This window comes from Clostridium sp. UBA871, assembly GCF_002295255.1.
GTDB lineage: Bacteria > Bacillota > Clostridia > Clostridiales > Clostridiaceae > Clostridium_J > Clostridium_J sulfidigenes.
Genome location: NZ_DBFV01000003.1, coordinates 131,049 through 149,850, shown reverse-complemented (window position 1 = coordinate 149,850; position 18,802 = coordinate 131,049). Strand labels below are relative to the sequence as shown.

Sequence of the window (18,802 nt, the reverse complement as noted above, 5' to 3'; positions counted from 1 at the left end):
TCAGCCTTTATACATTGCAAAATATTTAAATTAGGGGTAAACTAGTATGGAAGAAAATTTTTTATTTATGGAGGGTTTAACATATGAATAAACTTATTTCAATTGATGAAGCAGTTGCTAAAATTCAAGATGGAATGACTGTTATGATTGGTGGATTTTTAGCTGTAGGTACTCCAGAAGCTATTATAGATGCTTTAGTTAAAAAAGGCGTTAAAGATTTAACTATCATAGCAAACGATACTGGATTTCCAGATAGAGGTATTGGTAAGTTAATAGTTAACAAACAAGTTAAGAAAACTATTGCATCACATATTGGTACAAACAAAGAAACTGGAAACCAAATGAATTCTGGAGAAATGGAAGTAGAATTATCACCTCAAGGAACTCTTGCTGAAAGAATCAGATGTGGCGGAGCTGGTCTTGGTGGATTCTTAACTCCAACTGGCCTTGGAACAATTGTACAAGATGGTAAAGAAGTTATTACTGTTGATGGACAAGAATACATTCTTGAAAAACCTCTTAAAGCAGATGTTGCTCTTTTATTCGGTTCAAAGGTTGATAAAAAAGGAAACGTATACTACAATCAAGCAACAAGAAACTTCAATCCTTTAATAGCTACTGCTGCAGATACTGTAATCGTTCAAGCTGAAGAGCTTGTAGAAGTTGGAGATATAGATCCAAACGTAGTTATGACACCATATATCTTTGTTGATTATATAGTAAAGGGGGAGAACTAACATGGATAAGAACATGATAAGAGAAGTCATTGCTAAAAGAGTTGCAAAAGAACTTAACGATGGAGACGTAGTTAATCTAGGTATAGGTCTTCCAACAATGGTAGCTAACTATATACCAGAAGGCATAGATGTAACATTACAATCTGAAAATGGATTCATAGGAATTGGTGCTGCTCCTGCTCCTGGAGAAGAGCAAAAAGACCTAGTAAATGCTGGCGGACAACATGTTACTGTTATCCCTGGAGCTGCATTCTTTGATTCTTCTGTATCTTTCGGAATAATCAGAGGCGGTCATGTTGCTGCTACTGTACTTGGAGCTTTAGAAGTTGACCAAGAAGGAAACCTTGCAAACTGGATGATTCCTGGTAAAATGGTTCCTGGAATGGGCGGAGCTATGGACCTAGTTGTTGGCGCTAAAAAAGTTATAGTAGCTATGGAACATACAGCTAAAGGTAATCCAAAAATATTAAAGAAATGTACACTTCCTTTAACTGCTGCTCATCAAGTAAACTTAATTATTACTGAAATGGCAGTTCTTGAAGTAACTTCAGAAGGTCTTGTTCTTAAGGAACTTGGACCAGAAGCTACTATTGAAGATGTAAAAAATGCAACACTTGCAGATCTTATAATCCCAGAAAACGTTAAGAAAATGGAATTATAATTTTACTTAAAATAATTAATTAAAGTCTATTGGTAATTAAAAATAATTACCAATAGACTTATATTGGAAAGGAATTTTTTTATGCCACCTTACAAAAATTATGCAGAAGATCAAGTTGAACATGTTTTAAAAAGTGTGCTTAAAGATTATCCTAATATTTGCACTTGTCAAAAGTGCCTTGATGATATGTCTGCTCTTGCCCTAAATTCTATAAAACCCAAGTATGTGGTTAGTGAAGAAGGTAAAATTTATACTACTGCTTTAAATGAAATTGACAAGCAAGAAGAAATCTGTATAACTGCTCAAGTTATTAGAGCTGTAGAAAAAGTTTCAGTAAATCCTAAACACCATGAATATAGATAAGGTAAGAGACCCTATGATTAACTAATTGATTAAATCATAGTGGTCTTATTTTTTATTTATTTTCATTGCTTTTATACTTTTCATATATTTCTTTTACATATATAGTTAGCTTTTCTTTATTATTATATTTAGGATCTTTAATAACCATTTCTAATAATTCATCTAATATTTTTCCTATTACTATGCCTTCTTTTACCCCTAAATTTATTAAATCTTTTCCTGTAATTTTCAAGTCAGTCTTCCTATAGACTTCTTCATTTTTCATAATTTCATCTAAAATTAATTCTATTCTCGTCTTATTTAAATTGAATTGAGTTATCATTTCTAAGTTTTCTTCTTTTAAAAATGTTTTCGTTATATCTTTTACAACTATTAATTCTCCTAATACATCTAATCCTGTTCCTTGTAATAGCCTTTTAAGATATGCTTTATCTTCATAAATTGGAGTATCATAATATGCTATAAGTGTACTTACGTTCTTTATTGTCCTATTATCATAATGAAGTTCTTTAAGAATTTCTTTACATTTAATGCTTATCTTTATGTCTTGCTTAGGTATTAACTTAGATGTATTCTCTTTATAATCAATTCTTATATTATTTTCATCTTTATTACTTTTTAATATATAGTACAAAAATACAGTTAATCTCACATAAAGTTTTTTAGGACATCCCTCTATAACCTTAATACATTCTTTTACCTTAAAGAAATCATAAATATATTTTTCTTTATCTTTATATAGATAAGGTACTAATATAGGCATAATTCCCATACTAAGCATATATTTAATTCCATCACCAGGGTAATCAGATAGTATTAGCTTATTTAACTCTACAATTATTCTCTCCCTAGAAATTTTCTTAAAAAGCTCCTTGTTATTCTCTATGGCAATTAGAGTTTCTTTTTCTATTTTGTAGTTTAACTGTGCCATAAATCTTAATCCTCGCATTATCCTTAATGAGTCTTCTTTAAATCTTTTATTTGGTTCTCCTACACACCTTATAACCTTATTTTCTATATCCTTAATTCCATTAAAATAATCTATTATTCCTATTTTATGATTATAAGCTATAGCATTTATAGTAAAATCTCTTCTTCCTAAATCATCTATAAGTTTTGAAGTAAATTCTACTCTATCTGGTCTTCTCCCATCGGAATAATTCCCATCTACTCTAAATGTAGTTATTTCTACTGCTTCATTTTCCATTAATACTACCACTGTTCCATGTTCAATTCCTACATCTATAGTTTTTTTATCTATAAATATTTCCTTTATTTCCTTTGGAGTTGCTGAGGTACATATGTCCCAGTCATTAGGCTTTTTACCTATAATACTATCTCTTACACACCCACCTACTATGTACGCTTCAAAGCCATTTCTTTCTATGTCATTAATACAATTCTCTATATACCTTGGCATGTTAATATACATACTTATACCTTCTCCTTAAATACACCTATTTAATTTTACAATGTAATTTATACCACAAAACTGTTTACAATTAAATTTAAAATATAAAAAACAACAAAAAAGTTTTCAAATTGTTACTATTTCGTAATGATTATACATAATATTTCCTTTATAATTATTAGTATAAAACATAATAACTAATTAAAGGAGATTCTTATGAAAAATACTTTATTTCATTCTAAAAAACATAATAACTCACATGGTAAACTCTGTGTAATGGCTTCTATATTTTGCTTCATATTTATAGGAATTTCAGTCTTTGCTAATTCAAAGGAGAAAGAATACCAGTTTAAAAATAATGAATTATCTACTGAAATAGAATCCCTTAAAGCTACAAAGGCTAATTTACATAAAGCAAATAAGACCTTGCTAGAGTCAAGTTCAGATTTAGATGCCTTACTTGACGAACTTGCTGAAATTAATAATTAACATAAGGAGCTAAAATCATGAATTACAATATTAATCTTGAATCATCAAAAGGGAATATTAGAAGAAGAAGAAGAAAGAAACCCTCTATATTAAGTATTATATCCTTATCAGCTTTATGTTTATGTTTTTTTATATCAGTATTAGCAACAACAAAAATGTTTGTATCTTCTAGTAAGCAAAGTAATCTAATAAAAGAAATCGATTCTTTATCATCGTCTAACAACTCTATACTTGCAGAAAATATTAAGTTAGAAAAAGAACTAAGTGAAAAACAATCCGCATATGATAAGGCAATGTCACAAAAAAAGATTGCTCATTTAACCTTTGACGATGGTCCTTCATCTAATACCTTAAAACTGTTAGATGTACTTGACAAATACAATGCTAAAGCGACTTTTTTTGTAATATACAAAGAAGGCTTTGATGACATTTATAGAGAAATCGTTAATCGTGGACATGTTCTTGCTAACCATACATATAGTCATAATTATCAAAAGATTTATTCATCTACTAAGGCCTTTATTAGTGATGTGGAAGCTCTTGATAATAAGCTAAAAGAAATAACCGGTAAAGAACCCTCTAAAATTTTACGATTCCCAGGTGGTTCAAATACAGGATATATGAGTGAACATAAAAATATGCCTCATTGTATTTTTAAAGCCCTAAAAGACCGTGGGTACACCTATTTTGACTGGAATGTTGATTCTTCAGATGCTACTAAGGTAACATTGGATGAAAAAAGTATAATAAAAAGTGTTCTTGATGGTAGCTCTAACGTTAATACAGCTAATATATTAATGCATGATACAAACTTCAAATATACCACATTAGATGCAATGCCAAAAATTCTTGAAGGTTTAAAAGCTCAAGGATATGTATTTAGACCTTTAAATCACAATTCAGCTGATATTCGTTTTATAAATTAACAATTAAATTTTATAACTTTACCCAATTACAAAATCTATTTATAAGGGTTGTTTCAAAATAATTCACTAAATCTTACTAAGTATTGAGCTTGTACTTTAATAAAATTTAGCTTATTTTGAGACACCCCTTTAGTTATTTTATATGCTTATATTCCAATTTTTTTCTTTTTGTTTATTAATTTTCCCCATTATATACACAGCTAGAATTCCACTTACAAGTCCAACTACTGCTCCACCTAATACATCCGAAAAATAATGAACATACAAATATATTCTAGAAAAACCTATTAAGATTGCCAAAGATATAAAATAAAACTTATATCTCTTAATATATGTGGAAAGTACATATGCTACAGCTATAGAAGATGCAGTATGCCCTGATGGAAAAGAAAAACTAATAGGCAGTTTTATTAGAGGATTATCTATAGGATATGCAATAATGGGTCTTACTCTCTCCACTAAATGCTTTATTACTCCCTCTGTTAAAATTGTACCTATAGATATTGCTAGTAAACTTGTTATTCCTACTTTTCTATATTTTTTAGTGCATATAAGAATAATGCTAATTGCTATCCATATAAACCCTGCATCTCCCAGCCTTGTTATGAATGGCATCATAGTATCAAAAATTTTATTCTGTAACCCAAAATGTATAGCATCAGTTATACCCTTATCTATTCCGTATAGCCATTGATTCATTAGTTTATCCCTTTCTTAAATAATCTTTTCTATATTTTGTTTTTTGTTACTATTACTTTGCTTCTAACTTTAATTGAATATGTCCTTAATTCCAATAATCTCTTCAACATATGGTTTTCCACTAGAGGTGTATATCTCTTTTAATTCAGATACTGTTACACCCTTTATTCCTAAGTATATCTTTTCTTCATTAACCTGTTCCTTCTGCCCTTTATTTTTCTTTTCATAATCCTTTTTATTTACAAATACTCCTATAACATCGTGAATTATATAATGACTATTTTTATAATTCCCTATGAACATAGCTACATGCCCATTTAAAAATATAAGGGTTCCAGGTTTCAAGCTATCTAACATTTTCAATCTTTCATGATAAGTCATTTCTTTATGAACAAGCAATGTTTTCCCAACTGATTTTTTTAATTGATCACCACTATTTCTTGGAAATTGTATTCCAAAACTTCTAAAGGTATCTATGATAAGGGAAGAACAATCTCTTCCATTGAATTCTCCACCCCACCCATACCTTTCTCCTTGGAATTTAAATATTTGTTTTAATATATTACTTCTGTTACATTTTAAATATCCTCTATGAACATCTTCATTGTATGGAATTAAAATATTAGTAAACTTTAATTTACTATTACTTTCTCTTAGTGGATACTTAACTACATAATTACCTTCACTATACATATCATAAATTAATTCTTCCTTGCTCAAATTAGTTTCTATTGGTAGTTTTACTCCCATATCAATATCTAAATTTCTTAATGCCTCTATAAAAGGATTATAACCGAGATTTATCTTTTTACCTGTAACTACAATGAAATCTTTGCATTTACAATATTCTTCTATTTCTTTTTTACTTCCAAAAGCTATATTCTCTTTTTTAATCCATCCTAAATAATTATAGGTTTTGCAAAAACACCATTTTCCATCTTTACTAAAAGCATATATAATACAAGGTTCCGCTGCATATATAGCACTTTCCATAAATCTGTCTAAATCATATTCTTTATCCCCCTTAAACACTCTATCACTAGTAGGAAATGTTCTTATACTTCCCCTCTTTACCACCAATCCATATTCTATAGAAATCTTGTCCTTTATTTCTTTTAAATTCATATCATCAATAAGTTTATCATAATATTCCTTGTTTACTTTACTACCATTCTTGTATCTATCACCTTCCGGAATCTTACTTACACAATTTATCATAGTAACTACATATTCTTTAGCTACTTCATTGGGTTCATTAAATATATCATAAATATATCCCTTTTTAATTCCTTCAGCATTGTACTTTTTTATTTCATCCTTAGTGAGAATAATATCTTTACTTCTCTTGCATAATTTTATCCATAAATCACTATAGTACATTTCATCCATAACATTTAGATTAGTATTACGATTCATAGTATATCCTCACCTCTAATTATATATTTTCACTTAAATATTTCTTAATTTCAAGCAATCCTTAATATAATTATACTATTTATTTCGCTAACATATTATAAATTTACATAAATATAAATTAAATGTAATCCTTTCTTATTATTCTTTATTTACTTAACAATTTATGTTGACATTAAACATATATATGTTAAAATAAAGTTAATAATTTCTGCATCATAACCTAAGATTTATGATATAATAGAATAATAACTAATAATATTATCGCAATGAAGAGGACAGTAGATATGTCACTTTATTTACAGAGAGAAAGCACAGTAGCTGAAATTGCTTTTAAATAAATCATGTTGAAGACCACCTCTGAGTGACTCTAATAAAGTCCGTTAACTACGTTATAGTTTTTAAAGTGGTCCTTTATATCAATTTGTTAAATTAGTTATCTTTATAATCTAATTTTAATAAGTTTAAGGACAATTTGGGTGGAACCACGGGTATACCTCGTCCCTTTTCTTTATGAAAAGTGACGAGTTTTTTTATTTTATATAAGATGAAACTACATCTCACATAGGTTGGATGAAGTAAATTCGAGGACCAAATCAAAGATTTACTTTTCTCGCTTTGCTCGATATGAAACTCCATCTCACATACATTCGGTGGAGTAAGTTCGAGGAACCAAATCAAAGATTTGGACTCTCACTTAAAGCTTTTGGCTAGAATATTAGATATAGAAGGGAGATTTTTAAATGATTAAAATTACTTTAAAAGATGGATCAGTTAAAGAATTAGAAAATGAAATGAGTATTATTGAAATTGCAAAAAGTATTTCTGAAGGACTCGCTAGAGTCGCTACAGCTGGAACAGTAAATGGAAAAACTGTAGACCTTCGTTATATAGTTAAAGAGGATTGTGAATTGAATATTTTAACTTTTAATGAGGATGAAGGTAGAAGAGCTTTTAGACATACAGCTGCTCACATATTATCACAAGCTGTTAAAAGACTATTTCCTGAAGCAAAACTTGCTATAGGACCCGCTATAGATAATGGCTTCTACTATGACTTCGACCTTGAAGGTGGATTTTCTAACGAAGATTTAGATAAAATAGAAGCTGAAATGAAAAAAATAGTTAAGGAAGATTTATCAATTGAATGTTTTCAACTTCCAAGAGAAGAAGCGATTAAACTTATGAAGGAACAAGATGAACCTTATAAGGTAGAACTTATAGAAGATCTACCAGAAGGTGAAATCATAACTTTCTATAAACAAGGTGAGTTTACTGACCTTTGTGCTGGGCCTCACTTAATGACTACAAAACCAGTGAAAGCTTTCAAGTTAACTAAACTTGCAGGAGCTTATTGGAGAGGAAACGAAAAAAATAAAATGCTTGCTCGTATTTATGGAACTGCCTTTACAAAGAAAGCAGAACTAGATGAATACCTAGAAGCTGTAGAAGAAGCTAAAAAACGTGACCACAATAAGCTTGGAAGAGAACTAAAGTTATTTACTACCTCTGAACCAATAGGTCAAGGTCTACCTCTTCTAATGCCTAAGGGTGCTAGAATTGTTCAACTTCTTCAAAGATGGGTTGAAGATGAAGAGCAAAAAAGAGGCTACCTATTAACTAAAACACCATTAATGGCTAAAAGTGATTTATATAAAATATCTGGACACTGGGACCATTATAAAGAAGGAATGTTTGTACTAGGTAATGAAGAAAAGGATAATGAAGTATTTGCATTAAGACCTATGACTTGTCCATTCCAATTCACAGTTTATAAAGCTGAATCTAAAAGTTATAGAGACTTACCTCTAAGATATGCTGAAACTTCTACATTATTTAGAAATGAATCTTCTGGAGAAATGCATGGATTAATTCGTGTAAGACAATTTACAATTTCTGAAGGTCACCTTGCATGTAGACCAGATCAACTTGAAGATGAGTTTAAAGGGGTAGTTGACTTGATTAACTATATGCTTGATACTCTAGGTCTTAGAGAAGATATTAGTTATAGATTATCTCTATGGGATGAAAATAATAAAGAAAAATATATTGGAGAACCTGAAGCTTGGAATGCAGTTCAAAATAAGATGAGAGAAATCTTAAATCATCTTGGAATTGAATATACTGAAGCTGTTGGTGAAGCTGCCTTCTATGGTCCTAAACTTGATCTTCAGATTAAAAATGTTCATGGTAAAGAGGACACTATAATTACAGCTCAAATAGACTTCTCTCTTGCTGAAAGATTTGGAATGACTTATGTAGATAAGGATGGTCAAGAAAAATATCCATATGTTATTCATAGAACTTCTATTGGTTGCTATGAAAGAACTCTTGCCCTTCTTATTGAAAAGTATGCAGGAGCATTCCCAGTATGGCTTGCACCAGTTCAAGTTAAACTACTTCCAATCTCTGAGAAGTATCATGACTATGCTGATGAAGTTTATGCTGAACTTAAGAAAAATAATATTAGGGTTGAAGTTGACTACAGAGCAGAAAAAATTGGTTATAAGATTAGAGAAGCACGTAATGAAAGAGCTCCTTATATCTTAGTTGTAGGAGAAAAAGAAGCTGAAAATAAAGAAGTTGCAGTAAGAAGCCGTAAAAACGGAGATGAGGGTTCAATTTCTATAGATAAATTCATTGAAAGAATTGTCAAAGAAATTGATAGTAAAGAAAGATAATTGAGTAAACAGAATTTAATGTAACTAAGGACTGAGATAATCTCAGTCCTTTTATTATACTAATTTTTAATTCTATATGTAAAAAGAGCTATTTTAAAATAGATAGCTCCATATTAAAATAGCCACTTTCATTAACTATAAACTATAGTAATTCACTTGAGCTAATACTTCCTAATAGTGGTGGATGTTCTCCATTTTTAGGAATACCAATAACTGTTGCACATAGTAAAACAAAAACTCCTAGTACACACATTTTTTTACAAAACTTACTCATTTATCAAAGCACCTCCTTTATACATATTTTATCATTGAAAGAAACAGATTGCAATAAATGTTGTATCATATATAAACACTTTTCAGCCTTTTCATATTCTTTATTTTTAAAATAAAGTTCTTGAAGTTTAGTATAATATTTTATCTTCAAATCTGAATTATTAGTATTTTTCAAAACCCCAATAGCAGCTTCTATAATCTTTTCTAATTCTTCTTTCATATTTAATTCACAGTAAATTTTCTCAAGGAGTTCATAGCCCTTAAATATATACTCATAATCATTATATTCGTTAGCTTTTTCAATACCAAGTTCTATTATCATTATAGCTTCGTCATAAAGCTTTTTATTAACATAGATATTGGCCTTTTCAATTAAGGTGTGAGATACATTTTTATTATCAACCTTATTTCTAATTTGTTGAGATTTATTATAGTAATCCAATGCCTTAGATAATTTTTCTTCTCGTCTATATAAGGAACCTAGATTGTTATATATGAGTCCTAGTATCTTAGTACTTTCCTCATCATTTTCTTCCTTTACTATTTCAATTAACTCCTGAAGTATTGTTATAGCATTATCTATTTCATTTAATCCTTCATAACAGTTGGCCTTTAATATATTCACATAAACATAATTTAAAAATCTTTTTTCCATGTCAATCCTATGAATAAATTTATTTATAATATCTATAGCTTCTTGAAATTTATTTATACAGCTATATGCTACTGACAAATTATATGTAGCATACCTTAAAACCTTTTCATCCTTAAACATTTCTGCATTATATATTGCTTTATTAAAATATACAATAGCCTCTTCATAGTCAAGAAGTAAAAATTTACAATAACCTAATCTATTATAAACGTAACATATTTCACTATTTAGCTCTTCACCTCTTAAAATATCCATAGAATAAAAATAATTTTTATAGGCTTCTAGATATTGATTTTCTCCAAAATAAAGATCTCCCTTTCTTCTATATACCTTGGCTTCAATTGAATTTAAGTTATACTCTTCTCCAATATTCATAATTTCGTTTAACTCATCCATGGATAAATCATTTTTAAGGATTTTTTCACAATATAATTTAGCATCTTCTTCCACACTTCTTGAAAAATAATCTTCTTCTAGCTCTAATTCAATATTCAATTCTTTTGCTTTTTTCATAAACTTTTCGGTAATAATCTTTGATGCCTGTAATGTAATATTCCTTCTTCCATTTTCCAATAAACCTAAATATCCTCTGGTAAAATGAGAATCTTGAAATTCTTGCTGAGTCATTCTTAGTTGTTTTCTTAATAACTTTATTTTTTTATTTCCACTTATAAACTCCACACTTCTATCCATAGCCTTCTTATTAAACCCCTTCTATACCTAAGTTTTAATTTTTTATTTTCTACTTCATCTTAAATCATATCATTTTTAAATTCATACTACAATAAATTGGATACTACATTTATATATAATATGTATCTCAAATACATATTATTCCATAAAAATATATTCTTTTTTTTATATCTTCATAGAATTTTAAGATGAAAATAAAAATTTATTTACAAGATACTACATTTTTCGTGATACAATATGTAATATTCAGTGTTTCACTGTAAACTGTTAAAGTAATTTGACTTAAACTTTTTATAGCATTTTTGATACAAAAATATATAATAAAAGTATAATATTAATAAGGGGATGATCTTATGGACAAAAAACTAATTTCAATTCTTGCAACTGTAGCTTTAGCTGCAACCTTCACTTTTCAACCTGTAAGTGCACAAGGCTTAGAAAAACCTACAAAAAATAAAGCAGATATCTTAAAGGAATTCAAAAATTTAAACAAAGGTAAGGAGAAAGTTCACATTGACAACAAAGATGGAATGAAACTATTTATAAGCGGTATCCTATCGGAAACTGTTAATCCATCTTCTAGTAGTGTTATTGATTTCTTAAATGAAAACATGTCACTATTCAATATGAAAAATATTAAAAATAACTTTTCTCTTATCACTGCTGAACAAGATGATTTAGGATTTACCCATATAAAACTTCAGCAAACCTTTGACGGAAAAAAAGTTTATGGAAAAACTATAACTGCACACTTTGATAAAAATGGTGTTATTACTGGACTAACAGGAACTTTAGAAAATAGAATATCCTCAGTAACTAAAAAGAATAATAAACCCCTTACTGCAGATAAAGCTATAGAAATAGCTAAAGCTTCTAAGACATTTACTGAATTAACAGAAGAAGTCAGAGCTGAAAATTATATATACTTCGACGATAAAAATGCTTATGAAGTTTATAAAATAAACCTTGCTTATGATCTTCCTGAAATGGAAAGTTGGGAAATATTTGTAGATGCTTATAGTGGTGATATTATAAAAACAGAAAGTTTAATAAGAGAAGCCGGTCCAGTTACTGGTACAGGCATCGCTGTAAATGGTACTACTAGAGAGTTAAATTTATACCAAAATAAAACTAACTCATATCAATTAAAAGATACTACTAAACCTATGACTGGAACTATAAACACTTATACAGCTAACTATAGAACTACAACAACGGGTACTTTAATGACAAGTTCTAGTACTACAGTTTCTGATAAAGCTGCAGTAAGCGCCCATAGCTATGCAGAAGTTGTATATGATTTTTATAAAGATTTATTTAATAGAAATAGTTTAGATAATAGAGGCATGTCTTTAACTTCTGTTGTACACTATGGCTCTCGTTATAATAATGCTTTTTGGAATGGATATAAAATGGTTTATGGTGATGGTGATGGATCCTATTTTGCTCCATTATCAGGAGATCTTGACGTAGTTGCTCACGAAATGACTCATGGAGTGACTTCAAACTCTGCAGATCTTGCTTATGAAAACCAATCTGGAGCATTAAACGAATCTATGTCAGACGTTCTAGGTGTTTTAGTACAAACCTACGACAAGTACAATGTTGCAAATGGCGGTCAATGGACATTCAATTCTTCTGATTGGGTAGTTGGAGATGAAATTTATACTCCAAAAGTATCAGGAGATGCATTAAGAAGCTTAGCAAATCCAACACTATATGATCAACCTGCTCACATGAATAATTATCAAAATCTACCAAACACAGAATCTGGAGACTGGGGTGGAGTTCACATCAACTCTGGGATTCCTAATAAAGCTGCTTATTTAGTTGCTCAAAATATAGGCTGTGAAAAAACTGCTGATATATATTATAGAGCATTAACTGTTTATTTTAACTCCACTACAAATTTCTCTCAAGCAAGACTTGGTTTAATACAAGCTGCAACAGACTTATATGGAGCAAATTCAACTGAAGTACAAGCAGTATCTAATGCTTTAACATCAGTTGGAATTCTAGGTAACTAGCAGTACTCCTATTTATAAAAATTTAAACTCTATATCTAGTATTATGATTAGATATAGAGTTTTTTATTTTTATTTATAATAGGATAATGCCTTTTTACCCATCTTAGTCCATACTGACTTAAATGTGCTTTTATCAACCTTTGCATTTTTAACTCCAGTTAAAGGATCATTATAATATATTGAATTCTCATCCATACCTGTGATTAATACTGCATGTTGAGTAAAATAAGATTTTATAACTGTTCCATTACTGGTCCAAGTATGAGAGACTTTTGGTTCTTTAAAAGTAGATGTTATCCATACTACAATTGGTCTTCCACTTGATAGTACATTTTCCAACTCACCATAATCACACCCTGTCAAATCTAGTGCTTTATCTGGTAAGTATTCATTTATTACTGGTGCAAGAGCCACAGGATCTATAGAATATCCAGGAGTTTTACCTGTTATATCTCCAACAAATCCCTTCTTTGGATTTCCCCATTCTATTATACTTCCTTTTGAGTCATATTTAATTGGAGTTAAATCCCTCTTGACCTTTCCAATTACAGAATCCTTACTAACGTTAACTCCTGCATAATTTAGCATCATAGTTAAGGATGTTGCCTCACATCCATTTTTATATTCTGGCAACTGATTAATTATAGCTACATCTAGATTTATTTGCTTTGATGCATTTAATGCTTTTTCTAATTCATCTTTCTTTCTCTGAAGCTCTTCTTCTTTTAATCGCTTTTCTTCAGCCTTTTTAGCTTCTGCTTCTTCCTTAGCTTTTCTTTTAGCTTCTTCTTTTGCTGCCTTTTCTTCTTCTTTTTTCCTTCTCTTTTCTTCCTTTTCAAGCCTAGCTTCTTCCTCTGAACTTATATAACTAACATTGCCCTTACTAGCTAAAAAACTCATATGATCTTGAAGAGCACTAACCTTTTTACTTTCATAAATATATATGTTAAATGTAATTGTTAATGCTACAAAGGAAAGTGCTAATATAAACAATGCAAAAAGCTTTTTCATAGTACTCCCTCCCTAGTATATAACTCCTATAGAATATTAATTTAAATCCGCCTTTTTAATATTATCGTCAAGTTCTGATTGTACTTTAGGCGGTTTAGTTGCAATATATACAGCTGATATAATAATTATTGAACCTATTATTTGACTAAATCTCAAAGTTTCTCCAAGTATAAAGAAACTAAATATAAAAGTAACTACAGGACATAGGTTTAAGAATAAAGTAGATATACCTACATCTAATTCCTTAAAAGCAAAATTATATCCAAAGTTTCCAAAAGAAGAACATATTAATGCTAAAAATAAAAGATTTAAAATTATATTACCATTAATCATCTGGAAATTTATAGTTTCAAAAGGTAATAAGGGTATAAATGCTAGTGTACCAAAAATAGACTGATAGGTTGTAATGGTTATGTTAGAATATTTTTTAAACAGAGGCTTTGTAATTATTAAATACCCACACCATGCTATTACGCTACCAAACATATAAAGATATCCTGATAAAGACCCACCTACTACATCTTTTCCTATAACTAAATAAATTCCAAATATAGATACTATAATACTAATTACACTTAATCTAGATATCTTTGTTTTATAAAATATTTTATCTGCTATTATTGCTGCTACAGGTAAAGTAGCTACTATTATGGATGCTGAATTGGCAGACACCCTTAATATACCATTATTTTCAAAGAAGAAATATAAGGTGATAGCAAAAATTCCACTAACAGCCAATCTTCCATAATCTTCTTTATTAACTTTCTCCTTATTTGTAAATTGTTTTATTATAATAAGTGTTACAGTGGCAATAAAAAACCTAACAAAGGCCATTCCTACAGGTGAAAATGCATCTAATACTACTTTTATACTAACAAAAGAAATTCCCCAAGCTACCACTACACCTATTAACGTTATGTACGCTAATGCTTTTTTTGTCTTCATAATTTTTCCCCCTATCTGCATGCTTAATTATATCATAATCTTGTACTATTTCTATTATTAATATAAACATTTATTATACTCTAGCATCTTATATTCATATAATAAATCCACTACACTTATTAAAATCTGATAAATGTAATGGATTGTTTTTTATTTTATAACTTTGTGGCATATTTTTTTTCAAAATAGTGAACTACTTCATACATTAAATAAGCAATTATTGAAAGAATAACTACACTCATCATTACCATATCTAATTGTGCTACTTGTCCTCCATATACTATTAAGAAACCAAGTCCTTTTTTTGCTACTAAAAATTCTCCCATTATAACTCCTACCCAAGAAAGTCCTACACTAATCTTTAGTGCAGATATAAAAGTTGGTGTCGTAGCAGGAATGATTAAGTTAGTTAAAATTTTAAACTTTGACGCACCAAAGGTCTTTAAGAGTTTTATTTTATCTTCTTCTACTTCTCTAAAGCCTGAAAGTATACTTATTATTGTAGAAATTATGGAGATTAACAATGCCATGATTATAATTGCCTTCATTCCATTCCCTGCCCAGAATATTATTATAGGTCCTAAAGCTACTTTAGGAAGTGCATTTAGGACTACAATATATGGATCTAAAACATTGGAAAGAAAGTCTGACCACCACAACATTATTGCAATTATAGTCCCTAAAAAGGTTCCTAAAGTAAATCCAATTATAGTTTCAAAACAAGTTATTGTTATATGATTAATTAAAGCTCCCTCATTATACAACTTTATAAAACTCTTAAACATTCTTAATGGTGTACTGGTTAAAAATGGGTCAATAATCTTTAAATTGCCTAATACTTCCCAAAGAAGAAAAAATGCAACTAATATAAGTATTCTAGTAAAAATAATCTTTCTTCTGTTTCTTTTTACCTTCTTTAAATATTCATCATGTTCCTTACTTATCATCATAATCCATCTCCTTCCATATATCATTAAAATATACTCTAAACTTACTGTGTTCACGACACTTTAAAGGAGTTAGATTTTCTCCATCAAATTCTATCTTTATAATTTTCTTTATTACTGCCGGTCTTTTTGATAGCACTATTACCCTAGATGACATAGACACAGCCTCTGAAATGTCATGGGTGACCATAATGGCTGTTTTACCTTCATTTTTAATTATTTCGTATATTTCATCACTGACATTGAGTCTAGTTTGATAATCTAGGGCTGAAAATGGTTCGTCTAAAAGTAAAACTTCTGGGTCTAAAGCTAAGGTTCTAATTAAAGCAACTCTTTGCCTCATGCCGCCTGATAACTGTCTTGGATAATGGTCCTTAAACTCCCATAGATTATAGTTTTTTAATAATTTCTCTAATTTTATTTTTGCATCATCATTCATCATTTTTTTAATTTTTAATCCTATACTTACATTCTGCAATACCGTTAACCACTCAAAAAGTTGATCCTTTTGAAACATGTATCCAATTTTATCTGAGTACCCTTCTTGAACACGTCCATCAACTAATATATCTCCTGATGAAGCTTCAATAAGCCCAGATACTATATTTAAAAGTGTGGATTTTCCGCATCCTGAAGGTCCAACTATACTTACGAACTCTCCCCCGTCTACTGTGAAGTTAATATCTTTTAAAGCAACAGTCTCTGCAGATAGTGTATGATAATTCATGTAAACATTCTTTATCTCTATTCTATTCATATCTCCATCTCCATATCTTTATTTTTTATCTTCTTAGTTTTCTAATTTCTTTTCTATTATTACTTATAATCCTTAGCTTTAAAGTTCTTTAATATTTTATAGTACTAATATATGAGGTTATAATAAATGTTGATAATAAAACTTATACCATATATAAATAAAAGGAATATGCCTTTAAAATCCTAAAGACATGTTCCTTTAAAATTATTTATTTGTATATATAATTTATAGATTTTAATGATTTTAAAAAATCATTTTTTCTTTATTTCTTCATAGCCTTTTCACTAATTGAATTATTAACTATATCTTTAAATGGTGGTCTTTTAGTTAAAAGTTCAGAGTCGTAGGATTCTATAATATCCATTAATCTATTCATATCCTCTTCACTTACCGTTGGAGTTTTAGCGTAAGCCTCTATTTTTTTATAATTCCTCACAACTGTTGCTATTACTTCTTCATCTGTTCCTGGAAAGAAATCTTTTATAGAATTGGCAACTGTAGCATCCTCATTAGACATTACCCACTCCTGCCCCTTTTGAATAGCCTTAACAAATCTTACTAACAAGTCTTCATTCTCATTAATATAAGATTGAACAGTATAAAAACATGTATATGGAAGGTTTCCAGCGCTTTCTCCAATAGATGCTACTACAGATCCATTTATTTCATTTGCTATTACACTAGCAGTTGGTTCAAATATTGCAGCATAGTCTCCAGTACCGCCTTTAAATGCTCCTGGAACTGCGTCAAATGCTATATTAGTAACTAAATTTAAGTCCTTTTCTTTGTCGATATTTTCATTTTTTAATACATACTCAAGAGCCATTTCAGGTACTCCACCCGGTCTTCCTCCTATAACTGTCTTCCCTTTAATGTCTTGCCATGAAAACTCACTATGTTTTTCTCTAGATACTAAAAATGATCCGTCCTTTTGAGTTAACTGGGCAAATACTACTGGATAATCTTCTCTACCTTGATTATAAATATACATTACTTGCTCTGGTCCTGAGAATCCAATATTAACACTTCCACTAATAAGTTGTTGCATGGTTTTATCTGCACCTTGGCCTGTGGAAAGTTCAATCTCAATTCCTTCTTCTTCAAAGAATCCCTCACTAATTGCTGCATACATTGGTGCATAAAAAATGGATCTAGTTACTTCATTAAGTCGTATAGTTGTTATTTTATCTTTATTTCCTTGATTTTCTTTGTCTGATGTCTTATTTTTATTACATCCTGTAAATAAGCCAACACATATAAATGCACAAATTAAAGCACTTAATAACTTAATAGTTTTCTTTCTCATAATTTCCTCCTAGAATAATATTAGTAATACAGTTTAACACTTCACTTCTCATACTCTATAATATGTAGAATAATGATTTTTGCTAACTAAAGTTTATAACTAACAATTATTAATATTGAAAAAGTATAATTGTATAACCTAAAAATACTGTGCCATTTGACATGTATCATAGCCCATGTTAGTATCCTTGTGTAGCATTACTGAATTTATATATTCTATTCATTTTAAAATATAAGGAGGATTTCTATGTCTATAGCAATAATGGCATGTAGAAAGTTAGTCGGTCAATGTGCTGGAACTGGATGTTTTGATGCCTATAACAATTTAACTGATACCTTTCGAAAGTATGAAAATTCAAAACCTATATTATCAAGCTTCTTCTATTGTAGTGGTTGTGATACAACTATATCAGATCAAGAAGATTGGAATCATAAAATAGAGCAACTTAAAAGAAAAAAAGTCGATACCATTCATATAGCTCTTTGTATAGATGTTGAGTGTGATAATTATAATAAGCATGAAAAGCTTTTAAAGAATCATGGATTTAATGTAATTCATGGAACTCATAAATAATTAGATTTATTATATAATTTAAAGAAATCAATTAAAATCTAATATTAATAATTATATTAAAAAGTGACTAATAGATAAAAGTTCAATTGGTCACTTCTATATTTTTATCATATATTTTATCACCTAATTGTTAGTAATAGCTCCAATTCATCTTATTATCTATATAGTTACATTTATTTATAAAATTATATATATTGTATTTTTATGTTATAATATAATTAAAATATACAAGGAG

The 18,802-nt window shown here is 29.2% G+C and carries 18 protein-coding genes and 1 other annotated feature; of the genes, 8 read left to right on the top strand and 10 right to left on the bottom strand.

Features of this window, described 5'->3' with window-relative positions; all coding sequences use genetic code 11:
* Positions 1 to 83: 83 nt before the first annotated feature.
* The 3 genes from atoD (at position 84) to B3086_RS02385 (ending at position 1,761) form a co-directional block, all read left to right on the top strand.
* Positions 84 to 737: an acetate CoA-transferase subunit alpha gene (gene atoD / locus B3086_RS02395; protein ID WP_035135146.1), complete on the top strand. Its 654-nt coding sequence runs from the start codon at positions 84 to 86 to the stop codon at positions 735 to 737.
* Between the two features lies 1 nt (position 738).
* Positions 739 to 1,398, top strand: coding sequence for a 3-oxoacid CoA-transferase subunit B (locus B3086_RS02390; protein ID WP_035135145.1), 660 nt, complete (start codon positions 739 to 741; stop codon positions 1,396 to 1,398).
* Positions 1,399 to 1,479: 81 nt separating this feature from the next.
* Positions 1,480 to 1,761: a late competence development ComFB family protein gene (locus tag B3086_RS02385; protein ID WP_346847702.1), complete on the top strand. Its 282-nt coding sequence runs from the start codon at positions 1,480 to 1,482 to the stop codon at positions 1,759 to 1,761.
* Between the two features lie 52 nt (positions 1,762 to 1,813).
* Here B3086_RS02385 and B3086_RS02380 read toward each other — a convergent pair whose 3' ends face one another.
* Positions 1,814 to 3,193 (bottom strand): CCA tRNA nucleotidyltransferase, encoded by a 1,380-nt coding sequence (locus B3086_RS02380; protein ID WP_346847703.1) that lies wholly within the window; start codon positions 3,191 to 3,193, stop codon positions 1,814 to 1,816.
* A 195-nt stretch (positions 3,194 to 3,388) separates the two neighbouring features.
* Between B3086_RS02380 and B3086_RS02375 the strand changes: the two genes are divergently transcribed.
* Both B3086_RS02375 and B3086_RS02370 read left to right on the top strand, forming a co-directional pair.
* Positions 3,389 to 3,661 carry a hypothetical protein gene (locus tag B3086_RS02375; protein WP_346847704.1) on the top strand — a complete coding sequence of 91 codons (273 nt, stop codon included), beginning with the start codon at positions 3,389 to 3,391 and terminating at the stop codon, positions 3,659 to 3,661.
* A gap of 17 nt (positions 3,662 to 3,678) precedes the next feature.
* The gene (locus B3086_RS02370) at positions 3,679 to 4,587 is read left to right on the top strand and encodes a polysaccharide deacetylase family protein (protein WP_346876654.1); all 909 of its coding nucleotides are present in this window, start codon (positions 3,679 to 3,681) and stop codon (positions 4,585 to 4,587) included.
* Between the two features lie 138 nt (positions 4,588 to 4,725).
* Here B3086_RS02370 and B3086_RS02365 read toward each other — a convergent pair whose 3' ends face one another.
* Positions 4,726 to 5,286 carry a phosphatase PAP2 family protein gene (locus B3086_RS02365; RefSeq protein ID WP_346876655.1) on the bottom strand — a complete coding sequence of 187 codons (561 nt, stop codon included), beginning with the start codon at positions 5,284 to 5,286 and terminating at the stop codon, positions 4,726 to 4,728.
* Positions 5,287 to 5,355: 69 nt separating this feature from the next.
* Positions 5,356 to 6,702 (bottom strand): SH3 domain-containing protein, encoded by a 1,347-nt coding sequence (locus tag B3086_RS02360; RefSeq protein ID WP_346890929.1) that lies wholly within the window; start codon positions 6,700 to 6,702, stop codon positions 5,356 to 5,358.
* A 257-nt stretch (positions 6,703 to 6,959) separates the two neighbouring features.
* Positions 6,960 to 7,208, top strand: a binding site (T-box leader).
* 234 nt (positions 7,209 to 7,442) lie between these two features.
* On the opposite strand from B3086_RS02360, the gene thrS reads away from it, so the two are divergent.
* Complete coding sequence (gene thrS / locus B3086_RS02355) at positions 7,443 to 9,380, top strand: threonine--tRNA ligase (RefSeq protein WP_346847708.1); 1,938 nt, start codon at positions 7,443 to 7,445, stop codon at positions 9,378 to 9,380.
* Positions 9,381 to 9,522: 142 nt separating this feature from the next.
* Here thrS and B3086_RS02350 read toward each other — a convergent pair whose 3' ends face one another.
* Both B3086_RS02350 and B3086_RS02345 read right to left on the bottom strand, forming a co-directional pair.
* Positions 9,523 to 9,654 carry a hypothetical protein gene (locus B3086_RS02350; RefSeq protein ID WP_346847709.1) on the bottom strand — a complete coding sequence of 44 codons (132 nt, stop codon included), beginning with the start codon at positions 9,652 to 9,654 and terminating at the stop codon, positions 9,523 to 9,525.
* A gap of 3 nt (positions 9,655 to 9,657) precedes the next feature.
* Positions 9,658 to 11,001, bottom strand: coding sequence for a helix-turn-helix transcriptional regulator (locus tag B3086_RS02345; RefSeq protein WP_346847710.1), 1,344 nt, complete (start codon positions 10,999 to 11,001; stop codon positions 9,658 to 9,660).
* Between the two features lie 353 nt (positions 11,002 to 11,354).
* Here B3086_RS02345 and B3086_RS02340 point away from each other — a divergent pair, with 353 nt between their 5' ends.
* Positions 11,355 to 13,028, top strand: coding sequence for a M4 family metallopeptidase (locus B3086_RS02340; protein WP_346847711.1), 1,674 nt, complete (start codon positions 11,355 to 11,357; stop codon positions 13,026 to 13,028).
* 69 nt (positions 13,029 to 13,097) lie between these two features.
* On the opposite strand, the gene B3086_RS02335 is transcribed toward B3086_RS02340, so the two are convergent.
* The 5 genes from B3086_RS02335 to B3086_RS02315 form a co-directional block, all read right to left on the bottom strand.
* Positions 13,098 to 14,039: a C39 family peptidase gene (locus B3086_RS02335; RefSeq protein ID WP_346847712.1), complete on the bottom strand. Its 942-nt coding sequence runs from the start codon at positions 14,037 to 14,039 to the stop codon at positions 13,098 to 13,100.
* A 36-nt stretch (positions 14,040 to 14,075) separates the two neighbouring features.
* Entirely contained in the window at positions 14,076 to 14,984 is a 909-nt protein-coding gene (locus B3086_RS02330; protein ID WP_346876657.1) for a DMT family transporter, read from the bottom strand.
* Positions 14,985 to 15,139: 155 nt separating this feature from the next.
* The gene (locus B3086_RS02325; protein ID WP_414632265.1) at positions 15,140 to 15,934 is read right to left on the bottom strand and encodes an ABC transporter permease; all 795 of its coding nucleotides are present in this window, start codon (positions 15,932 to 15,934) and stop codon (positions 15,140 to 15,142) included.
* A complete protein-coding gene (locus B3086_RS02320; RefSeq protein ID WP_035135130.1) occupies positions 15,921 to 16,688 on the bottom strand; it encodes an ABC transporter ATP-binding protein in 768 nt (255 codons plus the stop codon). Before B3086_RS02320 ends, B3086_RS02325 begins: the two co-directional genes overlap by 14 nt.
* A 262-nt stretch (positions 16,689 to 16,950) precedes the next feature.
* On the bottom strand, positions 16,951 to 17,994 hold the full coding sequence (locus tag B3086_RS02315) for an ABC transporter substrate-binding protein (RefSeq protein WP_346847714.1): 1,044 nt from the start codon (positions 17,992 to 17,994) through the stop codon (positions 16,951 to 16,953).
* Positions 17,995 to 18,240: 246 nt separating this feature from the next.
* Here B3086_RS02315 and B3086_RS02310 point away from each other — a divergent pair, with 246 nt between their 5' ends.
* A complete protein-coding gene (locus tag B3086_RS02310; RefSeq protein ID WP_346847715.1) occupies positions 18,241 to 18,567 on the top strand; it encodes a CGGC domain-containing protein in 327 nt (108 codons plus the stop codon).
* The last annotated feature ends 235 nt before the right edge of the window (positions 18,568 to 18,802 follow it).